Here is a 26,449-nt window from a genome sequence, read left to right as displayed (position 1 = left end):
GGTGATAGAAGGCAGTAGTTTGAGACTGCCTTTTAATAAGGATTTGAGAATGTAAGCAGTTTCCAACTAGTTGAAAAAGCGTTATAATGGTAATATGAAGTAATTTGTTTAAGAGAGGGTAGCACTAATGGCTTATATTGAGATGAAACACTGTTACAAGCGTTATAAGGTTGGGGACACGGAGATTGTGGCTAATCGTGATGTGAATTTTGAGATTGAAAAGGGTGAATTGGTTATTATTCTAGGTGCATCTGGTGCAGGCAAGTCAACGGTTCTTAACCTTCTTGGGGGGATGGATACTAATGATGAAGGGGAAATCTGGATTGATGGTGCCAATATTGCAGACTATAGTTCGCACCAGAGAACCAATTACCGCCGCAATGATGTAGGCTTTGTTTTTCAGTTTTATAATCTAGTTTCCAATCTAACCGCTAAGGAAAATGTGGAGTTGGCTTCAGAAATCGTGACAGATGCCTTGAATCCTGAACAGGTCTTGACAGATGTAGGTCTGGCTCATCGTCTCAATAACTTTCCAGCCCAGCTTTCTGGAGGGGAGCAACAGCGAGTCTCCATTGCACGCGCGGTAGCTAAAAATCCTAAAATTCTCCTTTGTGACGAACCGACAGGCGCCTTGGATTATCAGACGGGCAAGCAGGTTTTGAAAATTCTGCAAGATATGTCTCGTCAAAAGGGAGCGACGGTAATCATCGTGACTCACAATGGAGCTTTGGCGCCCATTGCTGATCGCGTGATTCATATGCACGATGCCAGTGTCAAGGATGTGGTGAGGAACCAGTATCCTCAGGATATCGACAGTTTGGAGTACTAGCATGATCAAGCGAAAAACCTATTGGAAGGACTTAATTCAGTCCTTTACAGGCTCCAAGGGACGCTTTTTATCTATCTTGACATTGATGATGCTGGGTTCTTTAGCCCTAGTAGGCCTCAAAGTGACTAGCCCCAACATGGAGGCGACAGCTAATGATTATTTAACAACTGCTAAAACCTTGGATTTGGCAGTCATGTCTAACTATGGCTTGGATCAAGCAGATCAAAAAGAACTAGAACAGATAGAGGGCGCAGAGGTCGAGTTTGGCTACTTGACAGATGTGACTATGGATAATGGGCAAGATGCTATTCGGCTGTATTCCAAGCCAGAGCGAATTTCAACCTTTCATCTCAGAGAGGGACGACTTCCTCAGTCAGACCAGGAAATCGCTTTGGCCAATCATCTGCAGGGGCAATATCGATTAGGACAGGAGATTAGTTTTAAAGAAAAAGAAGGCGGTCATTCCTCTTTAAAAAATCATACATATACCATTACTGGTTTTGTGGATTCGGCTGAAATCCTTTCCCAGCGAGATATGGGCTACGCAGGAAGCGGAAGCGGGACTCTGACAGCATACGGGGTGATTTTGCCTAGCCAGTTTGATCAGAAAGTCTACAATATAGCTCGTTTGAAATATCAAGATTTAGCAGGCTTAAATGCATTTTCATCAGTTTATGAAGAAAAATCCAAGCAACATCAGGAAGAACTTGAACAAGCTTTGTCAGATAATGGCAAGGCACGTCTGCAACTCTTGAAAAAAGAAGGCCAAGAGTCTCTCGATAAGGGGCAAGAAACTCTTGACCGAGCTCAGGCTAATTTGCAGGAAGGCAAGAGTCGTTTGGCAGCTGCTCAAGCTCGTATACAGGCTCAAGAAAGTCAACTGGCCTTGCTTCCTCAAGCCCAGAGAGAGCAGACCAGTGCTCAACTTACTCAAGCCAAGCAGGAATTGGGCAAGGAAGAGGACAAACTAAAGCAGGCTGAACAAAGTCTAGCTCAAGAAAAGGAAAAATTAGAAAAACATCAGCAAGTCTTGGATGATTTGGCTGAGCCCAAGTATCAAGTCTATAATCGTCAGACCATGCCAGGTGGTCAGGGCTACCTCATGTACAGTAATGCTTCAGCCAGTATTCGGGCAGTGGGCAATATCTTTCCTGTAGTGCTTTATGCCGTAGCAGCTATGGTGACCTTTACAACTATGACTCGTTTTGTGGATGAAGAGCGAACACATGCAGGTATTTTTAAGGCCTTGGGCTATCGCAGTAAGGATATTATCGCTAAATTTCTCCTCTATGGTCTAGTAGCTGGGACTGTCGGAACGGCTCTAGGTAGTATACTTGGCCATTATTTACTAGCTAGTGTGATTTCAAGTGTCATTACAAAAGGTATGGTGGTGGGAGAAAACCAGATTCAGTTCTATTGGAGCTATAGTTTACTAGCTCTTGGTTTGAGTTGGTTAGCTAGTGTTCTACCAGCCTATCTGGTGGCTCGGAAGGAACTGCACGATGAAGCAGCCCAGCTTTTACTGCCTAAACCACCTGTTAAGGGAGCTAAAATCTTACTGGAGCGTATCAGTTTTATCTGGCGCCGTCTCAGTTTTACCCATAAGGTAACAGCTCGCAATATTTTCCGTTATAAGCAACGGATGTTGATGACGATCTTTGGTGTGGCAGGTTCAGTCGCTCTGCTCTTTGCAGGTTTGGGAATCCAATCATCTGTAGCAGGAGTTCCGTCTAGACAGTTTCAACAAATCCAACAGTATCAAATGATTGTCTCTGAAAATCTTAGTGCGACCAATCAAGACAAGGCAAATCTAGAAGAAGTGTTGAAAGGGCAGGCCATCCAAGCCTATCAGAAAATCTATTCTAAAACGCTAGACAAGGATTTCAAAGGTAAGGCTGGTCTTCAGACTGTTACTCTTATGATGACAGAGAAGGAGGATTTGACTCCCTTTATCCATCTGCAAAATCGTCAGCAGGAGCTGACATTAAAAGATGGCGTCGTTATTACAGCTAAACTTGCCCAGCTGGCAGGTGTCAAGGTTGGACAAACTCTAGAAATTGAAGGTAAGGAATTAACGGTTGCTGCTATTACTGAGAACTACGTTGGTCACTTTATTTATATGAGTCAGGCTAGCTATGAGCAAATTTACGGCCAGCTACCCCAAGCCAACACTTATCTGGTTTCGCTAAGGGATACCAGTGCAACTAGTATCGAAAGGCAGGCCGGCTTACTTATGAATCAAGCTGCGGTGTCCAGCGTTGTCCAAAATGCTTCAGCCATTCGACTCTTTGACTCCGTCGCTAGCTCCCTCAATCAGACCATGACCATCTTGGTCATCGTATCGGTTCTGTTGGCTATCGTTATCCTTTACAATCTAACCAACATTAACGTAGCTGAGAGAATCCGTGAACTCTCCACTATCAAGGTTCTCGGTTTTCATAATAATGAAGTCACTCTCTACATTTACCGTGAGACGATTGTGCTGTCCCTTGTGGGAATCGTACTTGGTTTGGTATCTGGTTTCTATTTACATCAATTTTTGATTCAAATGATTTCGCCTGCTACTATTCTCTTTTATCCGCAGGTAGGCTGGGAAGTCTATGTAATCCCAGTGGCAGCAGTAAGCATCATTTTGACCTTGCTTGGTTTCTTCGTCAATCATCATCTGAGAAAGGTTGATATGCTTGAAGCCTTGAAATCTGTAGAGTAAGGTAGTTGCTTTTATCTGATTGAACTTATATATACTCGTAAACAAAAAATCCTCCGTTTCAAAGAGTAGGGAACTCTTTGTGACAGAGGATTTTTTCTATAGGGCTTTAGCAGCTGCAATTGCGGCTTCAAAGTTTGGTTCAGAGTTGATATTGTCCACGTATTCAACGTAGCGAATAGTATTGTCAGTATCGAGGACAAAGACTGCGCGTGCCAATAGATGCCACTCATTGATTAAGAGAGCATAATCACGTCCAAAGGAATGGTCGAAATAGTCTGAGAGCATGATGGCATTTTCAATACCTTCAGCACCGCACCAACGTTTTTGGGCAAAAGGGAGGTCCATTGAAACAGTCAAGACAACGGTATTATCCAGTCCAGTCAGTTCTTCATTAAAACGACGCGTTTGAGTTGAGCAAATACCTGTATCGATAGAAGGCACGACACTCAAGACTTTTTTCTTGCCATCAAAATCAGCCAGAGATTTTTTAGAAAGGTCTGTTGTAGTGAGTGAAAAATCAAGTGCCTTGTCGCCGACTTGTAGCTGTTTACCTGTAAAGCTCACAGGATTTCCGAGAAAAGTTACCATAGGATACTCCAATCTTTTTTCTTCCATTTTAGCTGAAACAGTCAGAATTTTCCAATGATTTGACTGGAAATATGGGCAGAGAAAAAACGCCAGCTCATGTGAGAATGACGTTTTTCAGAGGCTTATACTCAATGAAAATCAAAGAGCAAACTAGGAAACTAGCCGCAGGCTGTACTTGAGTACGGCAAGGCGACGTTGACGTGGTTTGAATTTGATTTTCGAAGAGTATTATTTTGCCAATCCTTCAGCAATCTTGTCAAGGTTGTATTTCATCATGTTGTAGTAGCTGTCGCCTTCTTTACCTTGTTCTGCGATAGAGTCAGTAAAGATTTGTGCGTAGATTGGGATGTTTGTGTCTTGAGAAACAGTTTTCATTGGACGGTCATCCACGCTTGATTCTACAAAGAGGGAAGGAGTTTTTGTTTGGCGAAGTTTTTCAACCAAGGTCTTGATTTGGTCAGGTGTTCCTTCTTCTTCAGTGTTGATTTCCCAGATGTAGGCACTTGGGACACCATAGGCTTTAGAGAAGTATTTGAAGCATCCTTCGCTGGTTACGATAAGTTTTTTCTCAGAAGGGATGTTGTTAAATTTCTCCTTAGCTTCCTTATCAAGCTTGTCTAGTTTTTCAGTATATTCTTTGAGATTTTTTTCGTAGAATTCCTTATTGCTAGGGTCTTTGGCGCTCAATTGTTTTGCGATATTTTTAGCAAAAATCATACCGTTTTCAAGGTTAAGCCAAGCGTGTGGATCTTCTTTGCCTTTTTCGTTTTGGCCTTCAAGGTAGATAACATCAACGCCTTCGCTGACTGCAAAGTAGTCTTTGTTTTCAGTTTTCTTGGCATTTTCTACCAATTTTGTAAACCAAGCATTGCCACCTGTTTCAAGGTTGATACCGTTATAGAAAATCAAATCAGCTTGAGAAGTTTTCTTGACGTCTTCAGGTAGTGGTTCGTATTCGTGTGGGTCTTGACCAACAGGAACGATACTGTGAAGATCAATCTTGTCACCAGCAATATTTTTAGTAATATCAGCGATGATTGAGTTTGTAGCAACAACTTTTAGTTTTTGACCAGAAGCTGCATCTTTTTTTCCGCTAGCACATGCTACAAGAACAATGGCGGAAAGAAAAAGAACCAATAATGTACCTAATTTTTTCATTAGATCCTCCAATTTATTGGGGCTTTGCCCCTTATTTTAACAAATGTTTATTTTTCAGTTTCAAATATCGTTGTTTTGGAGCGATAAAGAAGCTAATGAGAAAGAAACTAGCGGCTGTGAGCACGATACTAGAACCTGCCGCAACGTTAAAGCTATAACCGATAAAGAGTCCCAAAACTGAAGCTGTAGCTCCAAAGGTTGAGGAAAGGAAAATCATACTTTTCAGGCTATTAGCATAAAGATAAGCAGTTGCAGCTGGGGTAATCAGCATGGCTACAATCAGGATAGTTCCGACACTTTGCATGGCTGTCACAGACACGAGAGTCAAGAGTACCATGAGAAGGTAGTGATAGAAATTGACAGGCATTCCCATGGCTTTAGCCAAGAGTTCATCAAAGGAAGTTATCAAGAGTTGCTTGAAGAAAATCCAGATTAACAAGAGAATGACTGCCCCAACACCCATAGTAATAAACATATCCGTATCTTGGACGGCTAGGATATTACCAAAAAGGATATGGAAAAGGTCAGTTGAACTTTTAGCGACACTAATCAAGATGATACCGAGGGCTAAGAAAGAAGAAAAGGTAATGCCGATGGCGGTATCGCTTTTGATAATCGAGTTTCCCTTGATGTAGGTAATGATGATGGCAGCTAGCAATCCAAAGACAATGGCTCCGATAAAGAAGTCAACGCCCAAGATGAAGGAGAGGGCTACACCTGGTAAGACAGCATGTGAAATGGCATCTCCCATGAGTGACATCCCGCGTAGGATGATGAAACATCCTACAGCTCCAGCTACGACCCCGACGACAATAGCTGTTATCAAGGCATTTTGTAAGAAATGGAATTTTTGCAATCCATCGATAAATTCTGCAATCATAGGTCACCTCCATTGAAAAAGAGTCGATTACCGTAAGCTTCTTTGAGATTGGCTTCGGTAAAGGTTTCTTTGGTTGGACCAAAGGCAATCACTTCTCGATTGACAAGCAAGACTTGATCGAAGTAGTGGGGAACCTTGCTGAGGTCGTGGTGGACGATGAGAACCGTCTTTCCAGCTTTTTTCAGATCTCTCAGCGTATTCATGATGATTTCCTCACTGACTGAGTCAATCCCAACAAAGGGTTCATCCAAGAGGATATAGTCGGCTTCCTGCACCAGACATCTGGCAATCAAGACCCGCTGGAATTGACCTCCAGACAGTTGACTGATTTGACGTTCAGCGTAGTCAGCTAGACCGACAATTTCAAGGGCCTCTTGCACTTTCTTCCAATGTTTAGCTTTTAAACTGTGAAAGAGAGGAATAGAGGGAAATAGTCCTAGCGAGACACATTCCTTGACCTTGATGGGAAAGTTGTAGTCGATATTGATTTTTTGTTCGACATAGGCGATTCGATGTAAGGATTTTTTAACTTCCTTGTCATCGAGAAATGCCTGACCTTGATGTGGGATAATTCCCAGCATCCCTTTTAATAATGTTGATTTCCCAGCACCGTTTGGACCAATGATACCGGTAATTGTTGGTCCTTGGAGCACTAGTGAAATATCCTTAAGTGCCAACGTTTCTTTGTAGGAGACACTGAGGTTTTCGATACGTATCATACAGTTGTATTCCTCCTGTCTCTTAATATACCTTAAAAAAAAAATTAAGTCAAGTTAATTTTTGAAAAAATTAAAATAATAACTGAAAAACAATAGAAAATATCAGTTCATTTTTAATTGCATTCCCAGGTAATTTTTGTTAAGCTAAAAACAAGTACAAATGAAAGCGAGAACAAGATGACACGTTATCAAGACGATTTTTATGATGCTATCAATGGAGAATGGCAGAAGACAGCTGAAATTCCAGCAGATAAGTCTCAAACGGGAGGTTTTGTTGATTTAGACCAGGAAATTGAAAACCTGATGCTAGCGACAACAGACAAGTGGTTGGCAGGAGAAGAAGTGCCTGAGGATTCTATCTTGGAAAATTTTATCAAATACCACCGCCTAGTTCGTGATTTTGATAAGAGAGAGGCTGACGGTATTACACCTGTTTTGCCTCTTCTTAAAGAATTCCAAGAATTGGAGACTTTTGCAGATTTTACAGCTAGACTAGCAGAGTTTGAGCTTGCAGGAAAACCAAACTTCCTTCCTTTTGGTGTATCGCCAGACTTTATGGATGCCAGAATCAATGTTCTGTGGGCTAGTGCTCCAAGCACAATCCTGCCAGATACGACCTACTATGCAGAAGACCATCCTCAGCGCGAAGAGCTCTTGACTCTTTGGAAAGAAAGTAGCGCAAATCTCCTCAAGGCTTATGATTTCTCTGATGTAGAAATTGAAGACTTGCTTGAGAAAAGACTAGAATTGGATCGCCGAATTGCAGCAGTGGTGCTTTCTAATGAAGAAAGTTCAGAGTATGCTAAACTTTACCATCCATATGATTACGAAGATTTCAAGAAATTTGCGCCTGCCCTACCTTTGGATGACTTCTTCAAAGCCGTTCTTGGACAAGTGCCAGACAAGGTTATCGTAGACGAGGAACGTTTCTGGCAAGCAGCAGACCAATTCTATAGTGAAGAGGCCTGGCCTCTCCTCAAGGCAACCTTGATTTTGAGTGTTGTGAATCTTTCAACCAGCTATTTAACAGAAGAAATCCGTGTCTTGTCAGGTGCCTATAGCCGTGCGCTTTCAGGAGTTCCAGAAGCTAAAGACAAGGTCAAGGCAGCCTACCAGCTAGCACAAGGGCCTTTCAAACAAGCCTTGGGTCTTTGGTATGCACATGAAAAATTCTCTCCAGAGGCTAAGGCAGACGTAGAGAAAAAAGTGGCAACCATGATTGATGTCTATAAGGAACGCTTGGCTAAAAATGACTGGTTGACTCCTGAAACTCGTGACAAGGCCATCGTCAAACTCAATGTCATTAAGCCTTATATCGGTTACCCAGAAGAATTACCAGAACGCTACAAGGACAAGGTAGTGGATGAGACTGCTAGTCTTTTTGACAATGCTCTAGCCTTTGCGCGTGTTGAAATCAAGCACAGTTGGAGCAAGTGGAACCAGCCTGTAGATTACAAGGAATGGGGCATGCCTGCTCATATGGTCAACGCCTACTACAATCCACAGAAGAACCTGATTGTCTTCCCAGCGGCTATTTTACAAGCGCCTTTCTATGACTTGCATCAGTCATCTTCTGCTAACTACGGTGGTATTGGGGCAGTTATTGCCCATGAAATTTCCCACGCCTTTGATACCAACGGAGCTTCCTTTGATGAAAATGGTAGTCTCAAGGATTGGTGGACAGAGAGTGACTATGCTGCCTTCAAGGAGAAAACACAAAAAGTTATTGACCAGTTTGATGGACAAGATTCTTATGGAGCAACCATTAATGGTAAATTGACTGTGTCAGAAAACGTGGCTGACTTGGGAGGAATCGCTGCAGCGCTTGAAGCAGCTAAGAGAGAACCGGACTTCTCAGCAGAAGAATTCTTCTACAACTTCGGTCGCATCTGGCGCATGAAAGGTCGTCCAGAATTTATGAAACTCTTGGCTAGCGTCGATGTGCACGCACCAGCCAAACTCCGTGTCAATGTACAAGTACCAAACTTCGATGATTTCTTTACAACCTATGATGTCAAAGAAGGAGACGGTATGTGGCGTTCACCAGAAGAGCGCGTGATTATTTGGTAAGGCAAAAAATCTAGTCATCAGAAAAAAGGCATCCAATCAGGAGTGAAAACCTTGATTGGATGCCTTTTGTAATGAAAAGACTTGCTGGATAGTTTACTTAAAATGCGATAGTCATTGTCACCATTCTGTTAGAAAAAGGGATTGAAGGTCTTTTCGTGAGCAATAGTAGTAGCTGGACCATGTCCTGGATAGACATCGTAGTTTGGTAGGGTGAAGAGTTGAGTCTGGATACTATGGAGGAGTTGCTCCATGCTACCAGTCGGAAGGTCCGTTCGTCCGATTGTTTCACGGAACAGAGCATCACCTGTCAAGACCAAATGAGCTTGCGGAAAGACGATAGAAACACCGCCGATAGAGTGACCTGGTGTTGGCAAGACAGTGAAACGAAATTCCTCCAGTTGGTATTCTTCGTGAAAGATAAAGGTGTGTTCAGCCGGTTTTGCGACTACATCTGCCATATCATCGTGGCGAGGGAGACCAGAGAGATTATCGACAGGAGTATAGAGCCAGCTGGCTTCACTCTCTGCGATATAGACAGGAGGATTGTCAAAAGTCTCGCGAACCAAGTCCAGACTCATGATATGGTCATAATGGGCATGGGTCAAGAGAATAGCGCAGATTGGTTTGTTGATCTTCTCTATTGTCTGACGAATGGCTTCCCAATGGCTACCAGGGTCAACCACCATAAGGTGCTTTTCACCTTCCAAGTAATAGGTATTTTCATAAGCAACAGGATTCACGGTTTTATGGATTTTCATATTAGCTCCAATCTCAAAGAATGTACTAATACTCTTCGAAAATCTCTTCAAACCGCGTTAACTTTATCTGCAACCTCAAAGCAGTGCTTTGAGCAACCTGCGGCTAGTTTCCTAGTTTGCTCTTTGATTTTCATTGAGTATAGATTAAGTATAGCACAGTTGGGGAGAATAAGCTGGAAAAGGAAATAGGTCTAGAAAGAAGATGGTTTGGATAAAAAATAAGCCTCGAGTTAGTTCGAGGCTTAAACTGTTTTAATTGCCAGCATAATATTTTTGGATTCCCTTAACAATCCCTTCAACCAGTTTATCTTGGTAGTCACTGCTGCGGATTTTTTGGTTTTCTTCTGGATTATCCATATATCCCATCTCTAGCAAAACAGCTGGTTTAGCTGTTTCACGTAGAACAGCAAAGGTTGCTTGCAAGAGCCCAGCATCTCTAGCTCCAGTTTCAGCTAGCAGTGAAGAATGGATATCGGCTGCGAGACGATTACTTTCACTCATCCGTTCAGGATTGTTGTGCCAATCTTTGTTAATCTTGCTAGGGAAACCAGGTTCATCCTTGTAAGAATAGGTCTGGATACCAAGATTAACGGTCGTATCATTCCCTTTTGCATTGAAATGAAGGCTAATGAAAAAGTCAGCATTGGTCTTGTTGACCATACGAGAACGCTCGGTAATAAAATCAACGTCTATATCACTATCTCGAGAGGTGAGAACGGTATAGCCGAGTCCTTCTAGTCGTTTACGTAGCTTACGATAAACTTGTAGGTTCAATTCTTTCTCAGCTATGCCATAGTAATAAGCCCCGCGATCCTTACCACCGTGTCCTGGATCGAGAAAGATGGTTTTAGAGTAATGTCCTTTTTGAAAACCTTGTGCTAATTCACGAACCCATTTTCCATTTCCTTGGAAGAGCTGGTTTTTACCATCCACAGCATAGGTTCCTGTAACATACACACCATCGTCCTTAAGATAGTACCAAGCTTGATAGTCTGGGTCATAAATCCATTCCTTGTGGGCCATGTAGCCACCAGATTTTAGATAGTAGGAACCAATCCATTGTTTTTGGGCATAGCGTCCGCCAGATTTTAGGTAAAACCAACTAGAGTAGCTTTGGTCGTAGACCCATTCCTTATCTGCCATAGCACCACTGGATTTGAGGTAGTAATCGCCTTTCCAGACATTGGCCAACATTCTACCATAGCCATCAAAAGCATACCACTTGCCATTGATTTGGCTCCATTGGTTGGATAAATATTTACCTGAACCATTGATATAGTACCAATTATTGCCCATTTGGTACCAGCTGTTTTCAAGCAAGTAGCCATGACTATCAAAGAGATAACCATCATAGAGGGTATCTGTAAATTTGACACCAGTTTGACTATAAAAAGTCCACTTGTTCCCCTCTTTTACCCAGCCAGTTTGTATAGGTTGATTATGTTGGGTTTCCCTAGAAAGAGAAGGTTTACTTTCTTGTTCACTTGAACTAGCTGTACTTGTCGAAGTTTCTGTACTAGCTTGAGAACTACGAGCAGAAGTATTTGTAGAACTGTTAGTAGAATGACTAGTGGAAGTATTTGTTGAGCTACTGATTGAACTAGTCATAGGGGTAGTAGTGGAATGACTCGTATCATCAGCCAAAACGACTTGATTTGTTAGTCCAAGAACAGCTAAGGCTAAAAGTGTCAGTCTTTTGTGTGATTTCATGTGAGATACCTTTCTAGAGAGATGAAAATTCAGTAATTATCGTAAAATACTGTTCTTATTACCATTATACACTAAAAAAATCAGAAAATTACCAAAATATCAAACCTTTTCTTATTTAAGCAGAAGAAAAGATTTTCATTTCACTAACTTTTAGAGTAGCCTATATTTCAAAAAAGTTAGATGAAAATCAGATAATTTTATTTTTTAAGTTTGAATCTTATTCTATCATACGTTCCAACAAATTGAATAGCTTCAGAATCCTCTTTTTCTAGTTTTCATATTCTTAAAAAAGTGATAAAATGGTAGGAAGAATTGGAGAGTATAGATGCCAAAAGAAGTGAATTTAACAGGCGAAGAAGTTGTCGCTTTAACCAAAGAATATTTAACGGAAGAGGATGTCCATTTTGTCCATAAGGCCTTGGTCTATGCGGTTGAATGCCACAGTGGTCAATATCGTAAATCAGGTGAACCTTATATTATTCACCCTATCCAAGTGGCAGGTATTTTAGCTAAGCTCAAGCTGGATGCTGTAACGGTAGCTTGTGGTTTCTTGCATGATGTGGTGGAAGATACAGATGCGACCTTGGACGATTTGGAAAGAGAGTTTGGACCTGATGTGCGGGTAATCGTAGATGGGGTTACCAAGCTTGGTAAAGTTAAATACAAGTCTCACGAGGAGCAGTTGGCTGAAAATCATCGCAAGATGCTCATGGCCATGTCTGAGGACATCCGTGTTATCTTGGTCAAACTGTCTGACCGCTTGCACAATATGCGAACTCTGAAACATCTTCGAAAAGACAAGCAGGAGCGCATTTCCAAAGAAACTATGGAAATCTATGCACCTCTTGCTCACCGTCTGGGGATTTCTAGCGTCAAATGGGAATTGGAAGACCTATCTTTCCGTTATCTCAATCCAACAGAGTTTTACAAGATTACCCATATGATGAAGGAAAAACGCAGAGAGCGTGAAGCCTTGGTGGATGAGGTGGTCACAAAATTAGAGGAATATACGACAGATCGTCATCTAAATGGGAAGATTTACGGTCGTCCCAAGCATATTTACTCGATTTTCCGCAAAATGCAGGATAAGAGAAAACGTTTTGAGGAAATCTATGACCTGATTGCCATTCGCTGTATTTTAGATACCCAAAGTGATGTTTATGCCATGCTTGGTTATGTGCATGAACTTTGGAAACCAATGCCAGGTCGTTTCAAAGACTATATCGCTAACCGCAAGGCCAATGGTTATCAGTCTATCCATACGACTGTCTATGGGCCAAAAGGGCCGATTGAATTCCAGATTCGGACCAAGGAAATGCACGAGGTGGCTGAGTACGGGGTTGCGGCTCACTGGGCTTATAAGAAGGGCATCAAGGGGCAGGTTAACAGCAAGGAATCAGCCATTGGTATGAACTGGATCAAGGAGATGATGGAGCTCCAAGACCAGGCTGATGATGCCAAGGAATTTGTGGATTCAGTTAAGGAAAACTACCTGGCTGAGGAGATTTATGTCTTTACCCCAGATGGAGCTGTCCGTTCACTTCCAAAAGATTCAGGACCGATTGACTTTGCCTACGAAATCCATACAAAAGTCGGTGAAAAAGCGACGGGTGCCAAGGTCAATGGCCGTATGGTTCCTCTGACAACTAAGCTCAAGACAGGGGATCAGGTTGAAATTGTCACCAACCCGAACTCCTTTGGACCTAGCCGTGACTGGCTCAATATGGTCAAGACCAGCAAGGCCCGCAACAAGATCCGTCAGTTCTTTAAAAATCAAGATAAGGAATTGTCTGTCAACAAGGGTCGTGAAATGCTGATGGCTCAGTTCCAAGAAAATGGCTATATGGCCAATAAATTCATGGACAAGCGTCATATGGACCAAGTTCTGCAAAAGACCAGCTACAAGACAGAAGAATCCCTCTTTGCGGCTATTGGTTTTGGAGAAATCGGTGCGATTACTGTCTTTAACCGTCTGACTGAAAAGGAACGCCGTGAAGAAGAACGTGCCAAGGCCAAGGCGGAAGCAGAAGAGCTTGTCAAAGGTGGCGAGATCAAGGTTGAGAACAAAGAAACCCTCAAGGTTAAGCATGAGGGTGGAGTGGTCATTGAAGGTGCCTCAGGTCTCCTAGTGCGGATTGCCAAGTGTTGTAATCCTGTTCCTGGCGATGATATTGTCGGCTACATTACCAAGGGTCGTGGTGTGGCTATTCACCGTGTGGACTGTATGAACCTGCGTGCCCAAGAAAACTACGAGCAACGTCTCCTTGATGTGGAGTGGGAAGACCAGTATTCAAACTCAAATAAGGAGTATATGGCTCATATCGATATCTATGGTCTCAACCGTACAGGACTGTTGAACGATGTACTGCAAGTTCTTTCAAACACAACCAAGAATATCTCAACTGTTAACGCTCAACCAACCAAGGATATGAAGTTTGCTAATATCCATGTATCCTTCGGTATTGCCAACCTCTCGACACTGACTTCGGTTGTGGACAAGATTAAGAGTGTGCCAGAAGTATACTCTGTCAAACGGACTAACGGTTAATTGCCCTAGCCCTTACTAGAAAGGCTATTATGAAAATCATTATCCAACGGGTTACAAAAGCCCAAGTGAGTATCGAAGGTCAGGTTCAGGGAAAAATCAATCAGGGACTCTTATTGCTGGTTGGTGTTGGACCAGAGGACCAAGAGGAAGATTTGGACTATGCTGTGAGAAAACTGGTCAATATGCGGATTTTTTCAGACGCAGAAGGCAAGATGAACCTGTCTGTCAAAGATATTGAAGGAGAAATCCTCTCTATTTCTCAGTTTACCCTCTTTGCGGATACTAAGAAAGGCAATCGTCCAGCCTTTACAGGTGCAGCCAAGCCTGATAGGGCATCAGACTTCTATGATACTTTCAATCAAAAACTAGCGCAAGAAGTGCCCGTTCAGACAGGTATTTTTGGAGCGGATATGCAGGTTGAGCTGGTCAATGACGGACCAGTCACCATTATCCTTGATACTAAAAATAGATAAGAAAGACCAAGCCCAGCCGGCTTGGTTTTTCTTATCTATCATAAAATACTCCAAAATGAAATCAGTTCCTGATAGGCTTTTGGGAAGTCTCTTTTCAGGCTTTGGCTTATGCGATAGGAAGGGATGAGGTGTCCTAGGATGAGGAGAGTTCCCTGAAGGAAAAGTGGCATACCACTTAAAAACAGCAAGGAGAGAATGATCAGGCTATCCCATAGAAGGATTTGTAAGGTAAAACGCCAGAATCTCGGTCTAATCTGGGAATAGAGGTGACTAAAGTGGTCACAAAGTTGGTTGGAAAGATAGGTCAATAGCACAGGATGAAAGAAAATGAGCCAACCGCTATAAATCAACATCCAATCCCAAGTAAGCCCCTTTTTAAATGCCAAAAATGCCAGCATGATTCCATCAATGACAAGGAGTTGAATGGTTTTGATGAAGATGATTTTTTTCATGCCAAAACCTCCTTTTCCTTAGAGACACTCCCATAAAGTGATGTGTTTGTCGTAAAAGTCTGGATAGTTTTCTCTTAGGTGGTCAGTTGTCATATAATAAAAAGTAGAATGGCAAGCAGTGATGATTGGCATAAGAGATGAAAAACGATGAGAACTAACGAAGGCTAAAAGGACAAAAAATAGAAAGTCGCTGATGAGCACCCCTAAATAGTAGAAGCGAATCTTTTTATTGATTTGAGGATAAATCTCAGCGAATTGATGTTTGAGTCGGACAACCAAGCGAAATAACAGGAGTCCTTGAGTAAGGAGGAAAATAAAACCAGATAGCAAGAGCCACCTCAAAGATGTATCGGGTCTTTTGCTGAAAAATGCGAATAGTAGCAAATCGATAACCGCAATTGCTGTAAAATGGATTCTAAAGAGATTTTTCATGACAAGACCTCCCTCTTTTATCTAGCTTCATTCTACTCCAAAAGAATGGAAGTTACAAGTAAAATGATAAAAAATTTTAGTAAGGAGATTCTGATAGATTTCTTTATTTGAGTTTCCTCCTATTGTTCCACTTCTTCATCATTCCAGACAAATAAAGCTCCGATTGCATTGAGGATATAAAAGATGTATTTTCCGATATTGGCAAAATTTCCTTGAATACCAGCTTTTGTCAGCTGAACGAAATTGTAAATCAACCAAAAGCCCCACTGAGTTGTTAGTTTCAATGCGTTAAAAGCATTTGCAATGAGGGACAGTGCAAAGGCAATAGTTGTTACGTAGGCAAGGAGATTCATCTTTCCTCCATAGCCGATATAGTTGGCCACAAAGGCAAAGAGGAAGGCGATGATGGAAATGATGATGGCCGCCAATTTTAGCTGTTTTTGGCTCATTTGGTTGGGTCTGCCTTCTTGCGAAGCTTCCCATTTCTTAATAGCAAAGGTATAAATGAGGAAGGTGACGGGATAGGTGATAATAGCCGCCTTATTTCCAAGGATATAATCAATAGCACCGGACAAAATGGTATTAACAATACCAAAGTAATTTCCCCATTTGCTTAATTTCCCCGTGAAACGAGTGGACAACATGGAAATCCCAACGTTGGTTACGGAAATCAATCCAAAGGGTACAAGAGCTGTCCATGGTCCGCAGTCTACGAATTTATCGAGACGGGAGTTGAGGTAACCAGATGCAATCGCAATCCCAACGACTAAAGCAACCCCGAAGAGGTCAAACCATTTAGATGTAGCAAAAATTTTTAGTGATTTTTTCATAGTTTAAACTATCTTTCTTTTTTTTTACAAATATTCTACAATTAAATGAAAGCAAAATCAAATGATAGAAATAAAACCCTGAAAATAAAACTTTCAGGGTTGGTTGGGGGACTTGAGAAATTAGTTGATTTTCTCGACATAGAGTTGTTTTGCAATGTCCATATTCACTTGTAAATCCTCGTCTTTACTAAGGATAGTAAAGGTGTTACTGAAGCCATCAAACTGCTTGACTTGGAGCGGATCACCGATGCGAAGTGAGTGCTTATCCAGATAATGGAGAATGTCAAAACTATCGTGCACCCGAGTCAGGCGGTAGGCGCCAGCTTCCTTGATATCAGCTAGTGGCAGGTTATTGATTTCAACTAAGAGTTCTCCCTTGACAGGAATAGTTCCTCCATGAGGACAGGTCTTGGGAAATCCTAGCAATTTATCCAGTCTTTCCACGAACAGGTCAGAGACAGTATGTTCCAAGACCTCAGCTTCCTCGTGAATCTGGTCACTTGTATAGTCTAAATGATGGACTAGAAAAACTTCAATCAAGCGATGCTTACGATAGAGCTCAGAGACCAATTTGAGGCCGAGGTCAGTCAGTAGATAGCCACATTCCTTGTCCTTAAGGATGAGGTTTTCGCTCTTCATCCGTTTAATCATTTCAGTTACGGCAGGGGGAGAGACTTGCATGCGAGCCGCAATTTCCTTGTTGGTGATTTTATGCAAATCTATGCCAATTTCATAAATACATTTTAGATAGTCTTCTTTATTCGGGGTCATTCGCTTCCTCTTGTCTAATATCTATATCTAGTATATCAAAAAAAGCTAGATTTCTCTAGCTGTGACTTTTTATGTTATACTTATTGCAAGAGAAAAAACGAGGAGATGGATATGACGAAAATAGCTCTTCTTTCAGATATTCATGGTAATACCACTGCTTTAGAGGCAGTTTTAGCAGATGCGCGGCAGCTAGGAGTGGATGAATACTGGCTTTTGGGAGACATTCTCATGCCAGGGACAGGGCGTAGAAGGATTTTGGACTTGTTGGCTCAACTACCGATTACGGCTAGAGTTTTGGGAAACTGGGAAGACAGTTTGTGGCATGGTGTCCGCAAGGAATTGGATAGTACTCGTCCCAGTCAACGCTATCTCTTGCGCCAGTGTCAGTATGTTTTAGAGGAAATTTCCCTAGAAGAAATTGAACTGCTCCACAATCAACCTCTCCAGATTCATCGTCAGTTTGGGGATTTGACGGTGGGAATTAGCCATCATCTTCCTGATAAGAACTGGGGGAGAGAGTTGATTCACACTGGAGAACAAGAGGATTTTGACCGCTTGGTGACCAATCCGCCTTGTGATATTGCTGTCTATGGTCATATCCACCAGCAGTTGCTTCGTTACGGGACTGGTGGGCAATTGATTGTCAATCCAGGTTCGATTGGGCAACCTTTCTTTCTAGATGCCCAGTTGCGGAAGGACTTACGGGCCCAGTATATGATTTTGGAGTTTGATGACAAGGGCTTGGTAGATATGGACTTCCGACGGGTGGACTACGATGTGGCAGCTGAATTGCAGCTAGCTAAAGACCTCAAACTTCCCTATTTTGAGGTTTACTATGAAAGTCTGGTCAATGGTATCCACCATACTCATCATCAAGAATTTCTGAGAGAATTGGCCCAGAAAGAGGGCTATGACAGGGAATTAGATGCCTGGTTAAAGGGTGGTAATGATTGACATTACAACTGAAAAGGGTATAATAAAAGAAAAAGAAGAGTAGAGGCAGGGTAGCCTCGTAAAAAGGAGAAGAGAATGCAAATTCCAAGTAGATTTACCATTGCGACTCATATGCTGATAATCATTGCCCTCAAGGGGAAGGAAAGCAAGGTGACCAGTGATTTTCTGGCTGCTAGTGTCGGGGTCAATCCTGTCATTATCAGAAAAACCTTGTCCCAGTTGAAGAAGGCAGAGTTGATTTCAGTCGCGCGCGGAACAGGTGGGACAGAGATTGTCAAGGATCTCAAAGACATTAGTCTATTAGATGTTTATCAAGCGGTTGAGTGTCTTGGTAAGACTGGTCAACTCTTCAGTTTTCATGACAATCCAAATCCAAATTGCCCAGTTGGAGCTCATATTCATGATGTTTTGGATCAAAAATTGGAGAGAATCCAGCTGGCTATGGAGGCTGAGCTTGGTCAGACCAGTCTAGAACAGGTCGTAGCCGATGCAGAGAGTCAAATGAAGGAGTGAGAGGGGTAGATGCCCTCTTTTTCTCTATGTAAAATTGTGATAAAATAGAATCATTAAAGGAGGAAGAAATGTATCTTGTTATAGGAATTGTATTAGCCTTTATAGTGTCATTTTGGAAAGATAATAGAAGTTTGTGGAATCCAGTATTATTCTTATTATCCCTCATTTCCAGTTATTTTTATCTAGGCTACCTTTTTTATCAAAATGGGTATGAGAAGATTCATTTCGCTTTTTTTATATTTCCCTTTATTTTACTTCCTTTTTTGCTTTTTCTGAGTGGTATCTTTTTAATCTATAATGGGGTCATTTTGTTGAAGCGAGAGGGACGTTCAAAGGCCAATTATCTCTCCATGCTCCTTGGAATAGTCATTTTGGTATTTTTTGCCTTGATTTCATTTCGATTGGGAGTTCAAAATGAATTATTTTACACCAATCACTTTCTAAACATTTTATTTGTATTCATTTTCTACTCTTATTTTATTTTTGGCTTTGCTTTTACGGGTTTTATGCTGTACTCTATCTTGTATCTCTTTATTCCTAAGAAGAAGCATTATGATTTTATTATCATTCACGGTGCAGGTTTGTTAGACGGAGAAAAGGTAACACCTTTGCTAAAGAGGAGAATTGATAAGGCAGTAGAAGCTTACTACAAGTCTAAAAATTCTAACATAAAAATTATTGCCAGCGGTGGAAAAGGAGCAGATGAGAAGATTTCTGAAGCGCAGGCTATTACAAACTATCTGCTTGAAGAGACAGATGTTCCCCAAGAAGCGATTATTCTGGAGGATCAATCAAGGACTACCTATGAGAACCTTCTCTTTTCTAAGGAACTTGGCGAGAAACTGGTAGCCAAACCTCAATTTCTCTTTGTTACAAATGACTATCATGTTTTTCGTACCAGTACCTATGCGCGTAAGTTAAATATGAAGGGAGATGGCCTCGGATGTAGGACGGCAGGCTACTACATACCATCTGCCTTTATTCGGGAGTACTTAGCGCTCTGTGTCAAGATGAAATGGCTTTTCCTTGCCTTTTATGTCCTACTATCAGTCCTCATTTTGATAGCCTACAAAGGGATTATTTGGTAGTTAGATTTTATTTAAAAAGACTTAGAATGCACATGAAAGTATGTATTCTAGGTCTTTTGTTTTGTATACATTTAATTTTCAAGAGTATTATCTATTCTTCCAGGCTTGGTAACGGGTATCAATCAATAATTGGGTAAGGCGACCCATAGTTTCCCTTTCTTCTGGAGTGAGGGATTGCGCTTGGATAAAGAGATGATGAATGTGTTCAAGCGCCTTTAAGGAAGACAAGTCATTGATAGATGTAATACCAGAATCAAGAATGGTGCCAAAGAAGAGGTCGAAGTAGAGCTGAAGTTCTTCGTCAGGGACTGTCGCCACCCACTCCTTGAAAGTTGTGTCTACTTGTTGACTATCACTGTTGGTCTTATCCAGTTGGACGAAGTGCTTGTCCTCAATCTGCCAACTAAAGGTATCGTGCTGGGCGATACCACCTAAGGCAGTACTTTGCACGATGATTTGATAGGCCGGAATTTCCAACATCATACCGATGATGGAACCTTGTGGGATGAAGACCTTGGTTTTATCCATTATCCTTTGATAGCCCTCGGTTTGTGTCAGTTCTTTGTGGAGACCAGGTGCATCAAAGGTATAAACTGCTGTGATTTGATTTTGCAAGCTTTGCTCAATTTGACTAGCAGCATAGATGGCTAGATTTCCTCCCTTGGAATGCCCAGCCAGAATGACCTTTTGCTTAGGATGGTGGGCAAAAAAGTTCTTTAAATAGCGAAGGGCGTGCTTTTGAGCAGGAATTTCCTTCATATAGGTCAGGTGGAAATCTTCCTTCCAGCCAATGATACTGTCATCTGTACCTCGAAAAACAATCAGATAGGTATCGAGAGTGAGGCGGTAGGTCATAGCTGCAAATTGCTTTTGCAGTCCAGGGTCGATGTCGTTGATAAAATGGGAGAGTTTGCAATTTTTGAAGCGCTTGTGTTGAGATAGCTCATCTAATAGCTGGAGGCGATTTTTGCTGGTCAACATGTTGGGCTCCCTTGGAACCTGAGGTGCCAGGTCTAAAAGTCGCTGAGGACTTGCGGAGACTAGATTATCAAAGGAGAGGTAGGTGGTTTCTGTTAGGGCTAAAATGTCTAATTCATTCAAAGGTAGGTCGTAAAAGGAATCGTATGCGACATCTTTCAGATAATCAAAAATATTGGTCATAAGAACTCCTTTCTTTTTATTTATCTTATCACAATCACATATAATTTACTAGTTGGTTTGTACGAGCTCTCTACATACTGACCTATAATGGTATGATTTAGATACATAGAAGACAGTTTGCTTTTATTTCAAACCTCTAAACATACTTGTTTGTATCTGTTTGTCGTCAATCCCATTCTCTTTTAAGAAATTTTTCATCTCATTTATATCATCAGGTTGGCCGGTTAAGAGATAAATAGCTTGGTTACCGTATTTCACAACCGCATTTTTTAAAAATGCTTGGCTTTGAGAAGAGTTTTCGCTAGTTTTATAAGTTAGATTCGGATTATTCTTACTAAGCTCTCTTAACTCATTATCAAAAATGTTTACTCCTTTGTCTAAATGATTAAGAATGATGGAGCGCTTACCAGCCCATTCTTTCACAACTGGACGTAGAGTAGAAATACCGACATCAGAGGCAAAACAAACCAGTGCTTGGTCATTGTCTTTAACAGATAAAGATGACTCCAGCCACCTCATTTCAATTTTACTACCAGCTGGTAAATGTGTTAAGGTTTCCTTAAACACGCTACCACTATTATGGGTTACAATAAGAATTTCATCCTCATCAGGAGTGGAAGCAAGGGTTAGCCATCGGCTAGCCTGATTCTCCTTTACTGGACTTTTGTCTGGACCAAACGCGCTGTCAGGAAGCTTAAACTGAGCAAAGGAGCCAGCTTTCCATATTTGATTTTTTGGTTTTGTGATGTGAACTAAATACAAATCTCCGCTGGGATTTTCAATGGATTTTATCGATAAAGTTTGACTTCGTCCCAGATAGGTAATGATTCCCCAAGATATAAAGCCGAGCACTCCAAGTGTAGTTAGAATAATTATGAACATTTTTTTCCCTCGTTTCATTTTTAACTCCTATAGTGTAGTAATTTTTCATGAATGAATAATATTTTTTTTCATTCAATAATTTCCAAAAAATAAAGAAAAGATTTCTTTATTTCAGTATTCCTTTAATGAAGTTGGTTGCTAGTATTTCTACAGTTTTGCTAATATCTGGAAAATCGTTTTCTGTGATATGCATATCCATGTAGTAAAATAGGTTGTAAACTTGTAAAATATCTTGAATTTTTTCTGGAGAATGGCCTTCAGCCTGCAAACGATGAGTAAAGTTTTTCACGAGAAATTGATGAAATGGATTCGTGACTTTCCCTTCTTCTGAGGAATAGTAGCTATGCAACTCATCTGCTATGGCAGGATTGTACCATTCTGCAAGGATTTTATTGGAAGAAACGAGTGCTCTGGATTGAGCAAAGAGTTGACTAATAAGATCAATCATATCAATTTCCCAATCTAGTTCTTCGATCATAGTTTGGCGAACACGGTTGTTTTCATCAATATAGATATCTAAAAAAATAGCTTCTTTACTTTCGTAATAGTTATAAAAAGATCCGACTGCCATATGAGCTTGTCTAGCAATTTCTGAAATTCCTGTCGCCTTGTATCCTTTTTTTGAAAAAACTTCATAAGCTGCGGATTTCAAAGCCTGTTTTTTGTCCAATTTGATTCACCTCTTTTCTGAATGAATATTAAATCTCGTTCATTCATATCTTAACAAATCTTTTTCAGATTGTCAATCTGAAAGCTAGAACTTTTTACGGATACAACTCGATAAGGAGCTTTTCAATGTTAGAAGAGTATAGAGTGTCGTTTTAACTACACTCAAGGTTTGGAAGAATAGATATAAATTTTGGTTAAGGGGATGGATAAAAGAACTGAAATGAAGGTTAAAAAAATTAAAAATAAAAGGGTAGGGCTGGCACTATGTCTGAAAATAGGGTATGATATCAATGGGGTTATTCACTATCTGTTTTTGAGCTGTTGTGACAAGGAAATGTCAAAAAAGTATTAGATACTAAGCCCTCTATTTATACTAAAGGATTTAAGACTCCTAAAATTAGCAAAGGAGAATCAGATGCACAAGATTTTATTAGTAGAAGATGATCAGGTTATTCGTCAACAGGTCGGGAAAATGCTCTCTGAATGGGGATTTGAAGTGGTTCTGGTAGAAGATTTTATGGAAGTTTTGAGTCTCTTTGTCCAGTCGGAGCCTCATCTGGTCCTCATGGATATTGGTTTGCCCTTGTTTAATGGCTATCATTGGTGCCAGGAGATTCGCAAGATTTCCAAGGTGCCGATTATGTTTCTGTCTTCCAGAGACCAGGCTATGGATATTGTTATGGCGATTAATATGGGGGCGGATGACTTTGTGACCAAGCCTTTTGACCAGCAGGTCCTTCTAGCCAAGGTTCAGGGCTTGTTGCGTCGTTCCTATGAGTTTGGACGAGACGAGAGTTTACTGGAATATGCTGGTGTTATCCTCAATACCAAATCCATGGATTTACATTATCAAGGGCAAGTGTTGAATTTGACCAAGAACGAATTCCAGATTTTACGCGTTTTATTTGAACACGCAGGAAATATCGTAGCGCGTGATGACCTGATGCGGGAACTTTGGAATAGTGACTTTTTCATTGATGACAATACCCTCTCAGTTAATGTGGCTCGTTTGCGTAAAAAGTTGGAAGAGCAGGGCTTGGTAGGATTTATCGAAACCAAGAAAGGGATAGGGTACGGACTGAAGCATGCTTGATTGGAAACAATTTTTTCTAGCCTATCTGCGCTCCCGTAGTCGTCTGTTTGTCTATCTGCTGACTTTAGCGTTTCTAGTTTTGCTCTTTCAGTTTTTATTTGCCAGTTTAGGAATTTACTTTCTCTACTTTTTCCTCTTGTGTTGCTTTGTAACCATCTTATTTTTCACTTGGGACATATTGGTGGAAATGCAGGTCTATCGTCAGGAAATTCTCTATGGGGAGAGGGAAGCCAAATCTCCTTTGGAAAGAGTCTTGGCTGAGAAATTAGAAGCGCGTGAGATGGAACTCTATCAGCAGAGGTCAGATTCAGAAAGAAAACTGACGGATTTGCTGGATTACTATACCTTGTGGGTCCATCAGATAAAGACCCCCATTGCAGCTAGTCAATTGTTAGTTGCAGAAGTGGCCGACCGCCAACTGAAGCAGCAGTTAGAACAGGAAATCTTCAAGATAGACTCCTATACAAATCTAGTCTTGCAGTACCTGCGTTTAGAAAGTTTCCATGATGATTTGGTCTTAAAGCAGATTCAAATTGAGGACTTGGTCAAGGAAATACTGCGTAAATATGCTCTTTTCTTTATTCAAAAAGGCTTAAGTGTCAATCTACATGACCTTGATAAAGAAATTGTGACGGATAAAAAGTGGCTGCTAGTGGTTATTGAGCAAATCATCTCCAACAGTCTCAAGTACACTAAGGAAGGTGGTCTGGAGATTTATATGGACGGGCAAGAGCTCTGTATCAAGGATACGGGAATCGGGATAAAAAACAGTGATGTGATCCGAGTCTTTGAACGTGGGTTTTCAGGATATAATGGTCGCCTAACCCAGCAGTCCTCTGGTCTTGGCCTCTATCTATCTAAGAAAATTTCTGAAGAACTGGGTCACCAGATTCGTATCGAGTCTGAGGTTGGAAAAGGAACGATAGTGCGGATCAAGTTTGCTCAAGCGAACTTAGTCCTTGAGTGAGAAGAGACAATGAGTTTTTACCCAATCTCTTTTTGCTATATTTCAGGATATTTGAAAACTGTTTTTTACAAAACTAATAATAGAATTTTTAATAAGGAGACTGCCATGATTGGAGACAATATAAAATTCTTACGAAAATCACATAATCTGATATAACCAGAATTTTCACGGATTGTGGGTGTGTCACGAAATAGCCTAAATCGTTAGAAAAACTGAAAAAGCTTACTTTCAATAGAAGTATTGGAAATATTCATTTTACATCTATCAAAGAAACATGGGATAGACCTATATTTTACAAAATAGCAAATTATATTTTGAATGATAGTAAAAACTGCAGTACTTGTGTGATTTACAATTATTGCACTCAATGTCCGAGTATCGCACTATCTGAAATAGGGAATAGTAGAGATTGTTCTGCGATATGTAAAAAAACGCATTAGCAAGGAGTATCGTATATGCTACCATATCTTAAAACTATTAGATGGTATCTCTTCTTTAATTTTCTTTTTGGTGTAGTATCGAATATCTGCACAGCTTTGTTACCGTATTTCACGCAGGCATTAATCAAAGGGGATTATCAAGTAGCTCTATATGGTTACTCTATGTCAGTGGCTGGCTATTTGAGTTGTAACTATATCCAAATGATACTTGATTGGAAGCAGGGGATTATCTTTTCGACTACTTTGAAAAATGAGTGGTTTCGTTCACTTCTGGGACTCAGTCACCACGATTTCAAGCAGAAAACAGTAGCAGAGTATATTTCCTATCAATCTAATGACCTAGATTCGTTGGAAAAGGATTACCTTCCTCCATTGATGAGTTTTATCAAACAAATTTTACGTATCATCATTTACGCTTTCATTATTAGCAGAACAATTAATCCTATTGTATCACTGATTTTAATCTTTTCTACTGGAATTAGTATTCAAATTCCTAAAATCGTTGGGAAGTTGACCGCTAATCGTAGACAGGTTTACTTGAAAAAACAAGGAGATTACTATCGAACTTTGGAGGATTTGCTCATGGGACATCATTTGGTAAATAAACTAACTATGTCGCATTTTTTAAATCAACAAAAGAGCTCTCTAAAGAATTTGCAGGATAAGTATTTTAAGTATGGTTTGACAAAAATTACAGGCATCTTATTGACAGGTGTTTCTTTTGAATTCATTAGTCTTGTTCTGTTTATTTATTTAGCCTACTCTCTATCTCACCAGCAACTCGGTATTCCTGAGGTGGTGGCGAGTTTCGGATATATTAATGCTTTTTCTGAACCAATACAGGAAATCCTTTATGATTTACAAATGTTAGAGTCCGTAAAGCCTGTAATCAAGAGTTTTCAAAACATTGTTGGGAGACCCGTTTCAGTTCAAGCACCTCAACATTCTTTTGATACGATTACTTTGAAAAACATTTCCAAACAACTGGGAGAATCAAAATTGATAATTACTTCCGCTACGATTCAAAAAGGGGATAAAATTGCGCTTATTGGTAAGAATGGGTCTGGAAAAAGTAGTCTTCTCAACATTTTAAATGGAACAGATGAAGATTTTGAAGGACAAATTGTGCTAGATGGGCTTGTTTTGGACCATCTTTGGGGAAGATTCGGTATGATTCTGCAACAAGAACATACATTTATTTCAAGTTATGAAAATAATGTAACGCTATTCAATAGTTTCAATGAAAAATTCAGAGAAGAAGATTTTGAAAAAATTCCACCACAATCCCTGTCAGGTGGTCAGCAACAACGAATGTATTTAAATCGTGAGAAAAATCGTAAAAATCCATTGCTTATCCTAGACGAACCTTTCTCTGCATTGGATACTAATCAGTTTAAAATGGAATTGGAAAGAGTTCTGGAACTACCAAGTGCCGTCATTGTTACTTTACATCGCCAAAACGAATTATTAAGTAAGTTTGACCAAGTTTGGGAAATTAAGAATGGAGAACTTGTAATTTTGAAATAGCTAAATTATAAAGAATAAAACGCATAGTATCAAGGTTCTTCTGATACCGTTTTTCCCTCTTCGGATAAGGAAACAAAAATTTCTTGCTTCCTCTATCTGTTCAATTGATAGATTTCTTCAGAGAAAGGTTGTAAAATTTTTGATATAATATCAAGGATGGACTGATGGATATTTAAAGGATTATTTTCAAAAGAATGACAGGTGAGAATTAAAATATGTAAAATTGA

General features: G+C 40.5%; 24 protein-coding genes. 11 read left to right on the top strand and 13 right to left on the bottom strand.

The window, feature by feature from the left end; genetic code table 11:
* The first annotated feature begins 127 nt into the window (after positions 1–127).
* Positions 128–829 carry an ABC transporter ATP-binding protein gene (locus JQ843_RS08745; protein ID WP_203213419.1) on the top strand — a complete coding sequence of 234 codons (702 nt, stop codon included), beginning with the start codon at positions 128–130 and terminating at the stop codon, positions 827–829.
* 1 nt (position 830) lies between these two features.
* Positions 831–3,539: an ABC transporter permease gene (locus tag JQ843_RS08740; protein ID WP_203213418.1), complete on the top strand. Its 2,709-nt coding sequence runs from the start codon at positions 831–833 to the stop codon at positions 3,537–3,539.
* 96 nt (positions 3,540–3,635) lie between these two features.
* Here the strand turns inward: JQ843_RS08740 and tpx are convergent, their stop codons facing one another.
* From tpx to JQ843_RS08720, 4 genes are all read right to left on the bottom strand, one after another.
* Positions 3,636–4,127: a thiol peroxidase gene (gene tpx / locus JQ843_RS08735; protein ID WP_203213417.1), complete on the bottom strand. Its 492-nt coding sequence runs from the start codon at positions 4,125–4,127 to the stop codon at positions 3,636–3,638.
* Positions 4,128–4,355: 228 nt separating this feature from the next.
* Positions 4,356–5,285, bottom strand: a complete 930-nt coding sequence (gene psaA, locus JQ843_RS08730; RefSeq protein ID WP_203213416.1) for a metal ABC transporter substrate-binding lipoprotein/adhesin PsaA — start codon at positions 5,283–5,285, stop codon at positions 4,356–4,358.
* Between the two features lie 31 nt (positions 5,286–5,316).
* Positions 5,317–6,165 (bottom strand): metal ABC transporter permease, encoded by an 849-nt coding sequence (locus JQ843_RS08725; RefSeq protein WP_033682180.1) that lies wholly within the window; start codon positions 6,163–6,165, stop codon positions 5,317–5,319.
* The gene (locus JQ843_RS08720) at positions 6,162–6,884 is read right to left on the bottom strand and encodes a metal ABC transporter ATP-binding protein (protein ID WP_023946180.1); all 723 of its coding nucleotides are present in this window, start codon (positions 6,882–6,884) and stop codon (positions 6,162–6,164) included. Before JQ843_RS08720 ends, JQ843_RS08725 begins: the two co-directional genes overlap by 4 nt.
* A gap of 177 nt (positions 6,885–7,061) precedes the next feature.
* Here JQ843_RS08720 and pepO point away from each other — a divergent pair, with 177 nt between their 5' ends.
* Positions 7,062–8,954: an endopeptidase PepO gene (gene pepO / locus JQ843_RS08715; RefSeq protein ID WP_203213415.1), complete on the top strand. Its 1,893-nt coding sequence runs from the start codon at positions 7,062–7,064 to the stop codon at positions 8,952–8,954.
* Between the two features lie 128 nt (positions 8,955–9,082).
* On the opposite strand, the gene JQ843_RS08710 is transcribed toward pepO, so the two are convergent.
* Complete coding sequence (locus JQ843_RS08710; protein WP_203213414.1) at positions 9,083–9,712, bottom strand: MBL fold metallo-hydrolase; 630 nt, start codon at positions 9,710–9,712, stop codon at positions 9,083–9,085.
* 252 nt (positions 9,713–9,964) lie between these two features.
* A complete protein-coding gene (locus tag JQ843_RS08705) occupies positions 9,965–11,422 on the bottom strand; it encodes an N-acetylmuramoyl-L-alanine amidase (RefSeq protein WP_203213413.1) in 1,458 nt (485 codons plus the stop codon).
* 325 nt (positions 11,423–11,747) lie between these two features.
* Between JQ843_RS08705 and JQ843_RS08700 the strand changes: the two genes are divergently transcribed.
* Together JQ843_RS08700 and dtd are read left to right on the top strand one after the other, a co-directional pair.
* Entirely contained in the window at positions 11,748–13,970 is a 2,223-nt protein-coding gene (locus JQ843_RS08700; RefSeq protein ID WP_203213412.1) for a RelA/SpoT family protein, read from the top strand.
* Between the two features lie 29 nt (positions 13,971–13,999).
* On the top strand, positions 14,000–14,443 hold the full coding sequence (gene dtd, locus JQ843_RS08695; protein WP_049544844.1) for a D-aminoacyl-tRNA deacylase: 444 nt from the start codon (positions 14,000–14,002) through the stop codon (positions 14,441–14,443).
* Between the two features lie 38 nt (positions 14,444–14,481).
* On the opposite strand, the gene JQ843_RS08690 is transcribed toward dtd, so the two are convergent.
* The 4 genes from JQ843_RS08690 to JQ843_RS08675 all read right to left on the bottom strand — a co-directional run bounded on the left by JQ843_RS08690 (position 14,482) and on the right by JQ843_RS08675 (position 16,928).
* The gene (locus JQ843_RS08690; RefSeq protein ID WP_080998534.1) at positions 14,482–14,895 is read right to left on the bottom strand and encodes a hypothetical protein; all 414 of its coding nucleotides are present in this window, start codon (positions 14,893–14,895) and stop codon (positions 14,482–14,484) included.
* 18 nt (positions 14,896–14,913) lie between these two features.
* Entirely contained in the window at positions 14,914–15,327 is a 414-nt protein-coding gene (locus JQ843_RS08685; protein WP_203213411.1) for a hypothetical protein, read from the bottom strand.
* Between the two features lie 119 nt (positions 15,328–15,446).
* A complete protein-coding gene (locus tag JQ843_RS08680) occupies positions 15,447–16,157 on the bottom strand; it encodes a nicotinamide mononucleotide transporter (protein WP_203213410.1) in 711 nt (236 codons plus the stop codon).
* A gap of 120 nt (positions 16,158–16,277) precedes the next feature.
* Positions 16,278–16,928, bottom strand: a complete 651-nt coding sequence (locus JQ843_RS08675; RefSeq protein ID WP_000188514.1) for a metal-dependent transcriptional regulator — start codon at positions 16,926–16,928, stop codon at positions 16,278–16,280.
* A 111-nt stretch (positions 16,929–17,039) separates the two neighbouring features.
* Between JQ843_RS08675 and JQ843_RS08670 the strand changes: the two genes are divergently transcribed.
* The 3 genes from JQ843_RS08670 to JQ843_RS08660 all read left to right on the top strand — a co-directional run bounded on the left by JQ843_RS08670 (position 17,040) and on the right by JQ843_RS08660 (position 19,483).
* A complete protein-coding gene (locus JQ843_RS08670) occupies positions 17,040–17,882 on the top strand; it encodes a metallophosphoesterase family protein (RefSeq protein ID WP_203213409.1) in 843 nt (280 codons plus the stop codon).
* A 75-nt stretch (positions 17,883–17,957) separates the two neighbouring features.
* Complete coding sequence (locus JQ843_RS08665; protein WP_001166796.1) at positions 17,958–18,395, top strand: Rrf2 family transcriptional regulator; 438 nt, start codon at positions 17,958–17,960, stop codon at positions 18,393–18,395.
* Positions 18,396–18,463: 68 nt separating this feature from the next.
* Entirely contained in the window at positions 18,464–19,483 is a 1,020-nt protein-coding gene (locus JQ843_RS08660; protein ID WP_203213408.1) for a YdcF family protein, read from the top strand.
* A gap of 87 nt (positions 19,484–19,570) precedes the next feature.
* Here JQ843_RS08660 and JQ843_RS08655 read toward each other — a convergent pair whose 3' ends face one another.
* The 3 genes from JQ843_RS08655 to JQ843_RS08645 all read right to left on the bottom strand — a co-directional run bounded on the left by JQ843_RS08655 (position 19,571) and on the right by JQ843_RS08645 (position 22,202).
* On the bottom strand, positions 19,571–20,644 hold the full coding sequence (locus tag JQ843_RS08655; RefSeq protein WP_203213407.1) for a DUF2974 domain-containing protein: 1,074 nt from the start codon (positions 20,642–20,644) through the stop codon (positions 19,571–19,573).
* 123 nt (positions 20,645–20,767) lie between these two features.
* Complete coding sequence (locus JQ843_RS08650) at positions 20,768–21,544, bottom strand: ferredoxin reductase domain-containing protein (RefSeq protein ID WP_203213406.1); 777 nt, start codon at positions 21,542–21,544, stop codon at positions 20,768–20,770.
* An 88-nt stretch (positions 21,545–21,632) separates the two neighbouring features.
* Positions 21,633–22,202 (bottom strand): TetR/AcrR family transcriptional regulator, encoded by a 570-nt coding sequence (locus JQ843_RS08645; protein WP_203213495.1) that lies wholly within the window; start codon positions 22,200–22,202, stop codon positions 21,633–21,635.
* Between the two features lie 408 nt (positions 22,203–22,610).
* Between JQ843_RS08645 and JQ843_RS08640 the strand changes: the two genes are divergently transcribed.
* The 3 genes from JQ843_RS08640 to JQ843_RS08630 all read left to right on the top strand — a co-directional run bounded on the left by JQ843_RS08640 (position 22,611) and on the right by JQ843_RS08630 (position 26,222).
* Positions 22,611–23,288, top strand: a complete 678-nt coding sequence (locus JQ843_RS08640) for a response regulator transcription factor (RefSeq protein WP_000548991.1) — start codon at positions 22,611–22,613, stop codon at positions 23,286–23,288.
* The gene (locus JQ843_RS08635) at positions 23,281–24,255 is read left to right on the top strand and encodes a sensor histidine kinase (protein WP_203213405.1); all 975 of its coding nucleotides are present in this window, start codon (positions 23,281–23,283) and stop codon (positions 24,253–24,255) included. The genes JQ843_RS08640 and JQ843_RS08635 overlap by 8 nt, the downstream gene beginning before the upstream one ends.
* Positions 24,256–24,710: 455 nt before the next feature.
* Complete coding sequence (locus JQ843_RS08630) at positions 24,711–26,222, top strand: ATP-binding cassette domain-containing protein (RefSeq protein WP_004242726.1); 1,512 nt, start codon at positions 24,711–24,713, stop codon at positions 26,220–26,222.
* Positions 26,223–26,449: the final 227 nt, after the last annotated feature.

Source organism: Streptococcus mitis, assembly GCF_905187495.1.
Lineage (GTDB): Bacteria > Bacillota > Bacilli > Lactobacillales > Streptococcaceae > Streptococcus > Streptococcus mitis_CU.
Note: the sequence above shows the minus strand (reverse complement) of the source record. Positions and strands in the feature narration are given on the sequence as shown.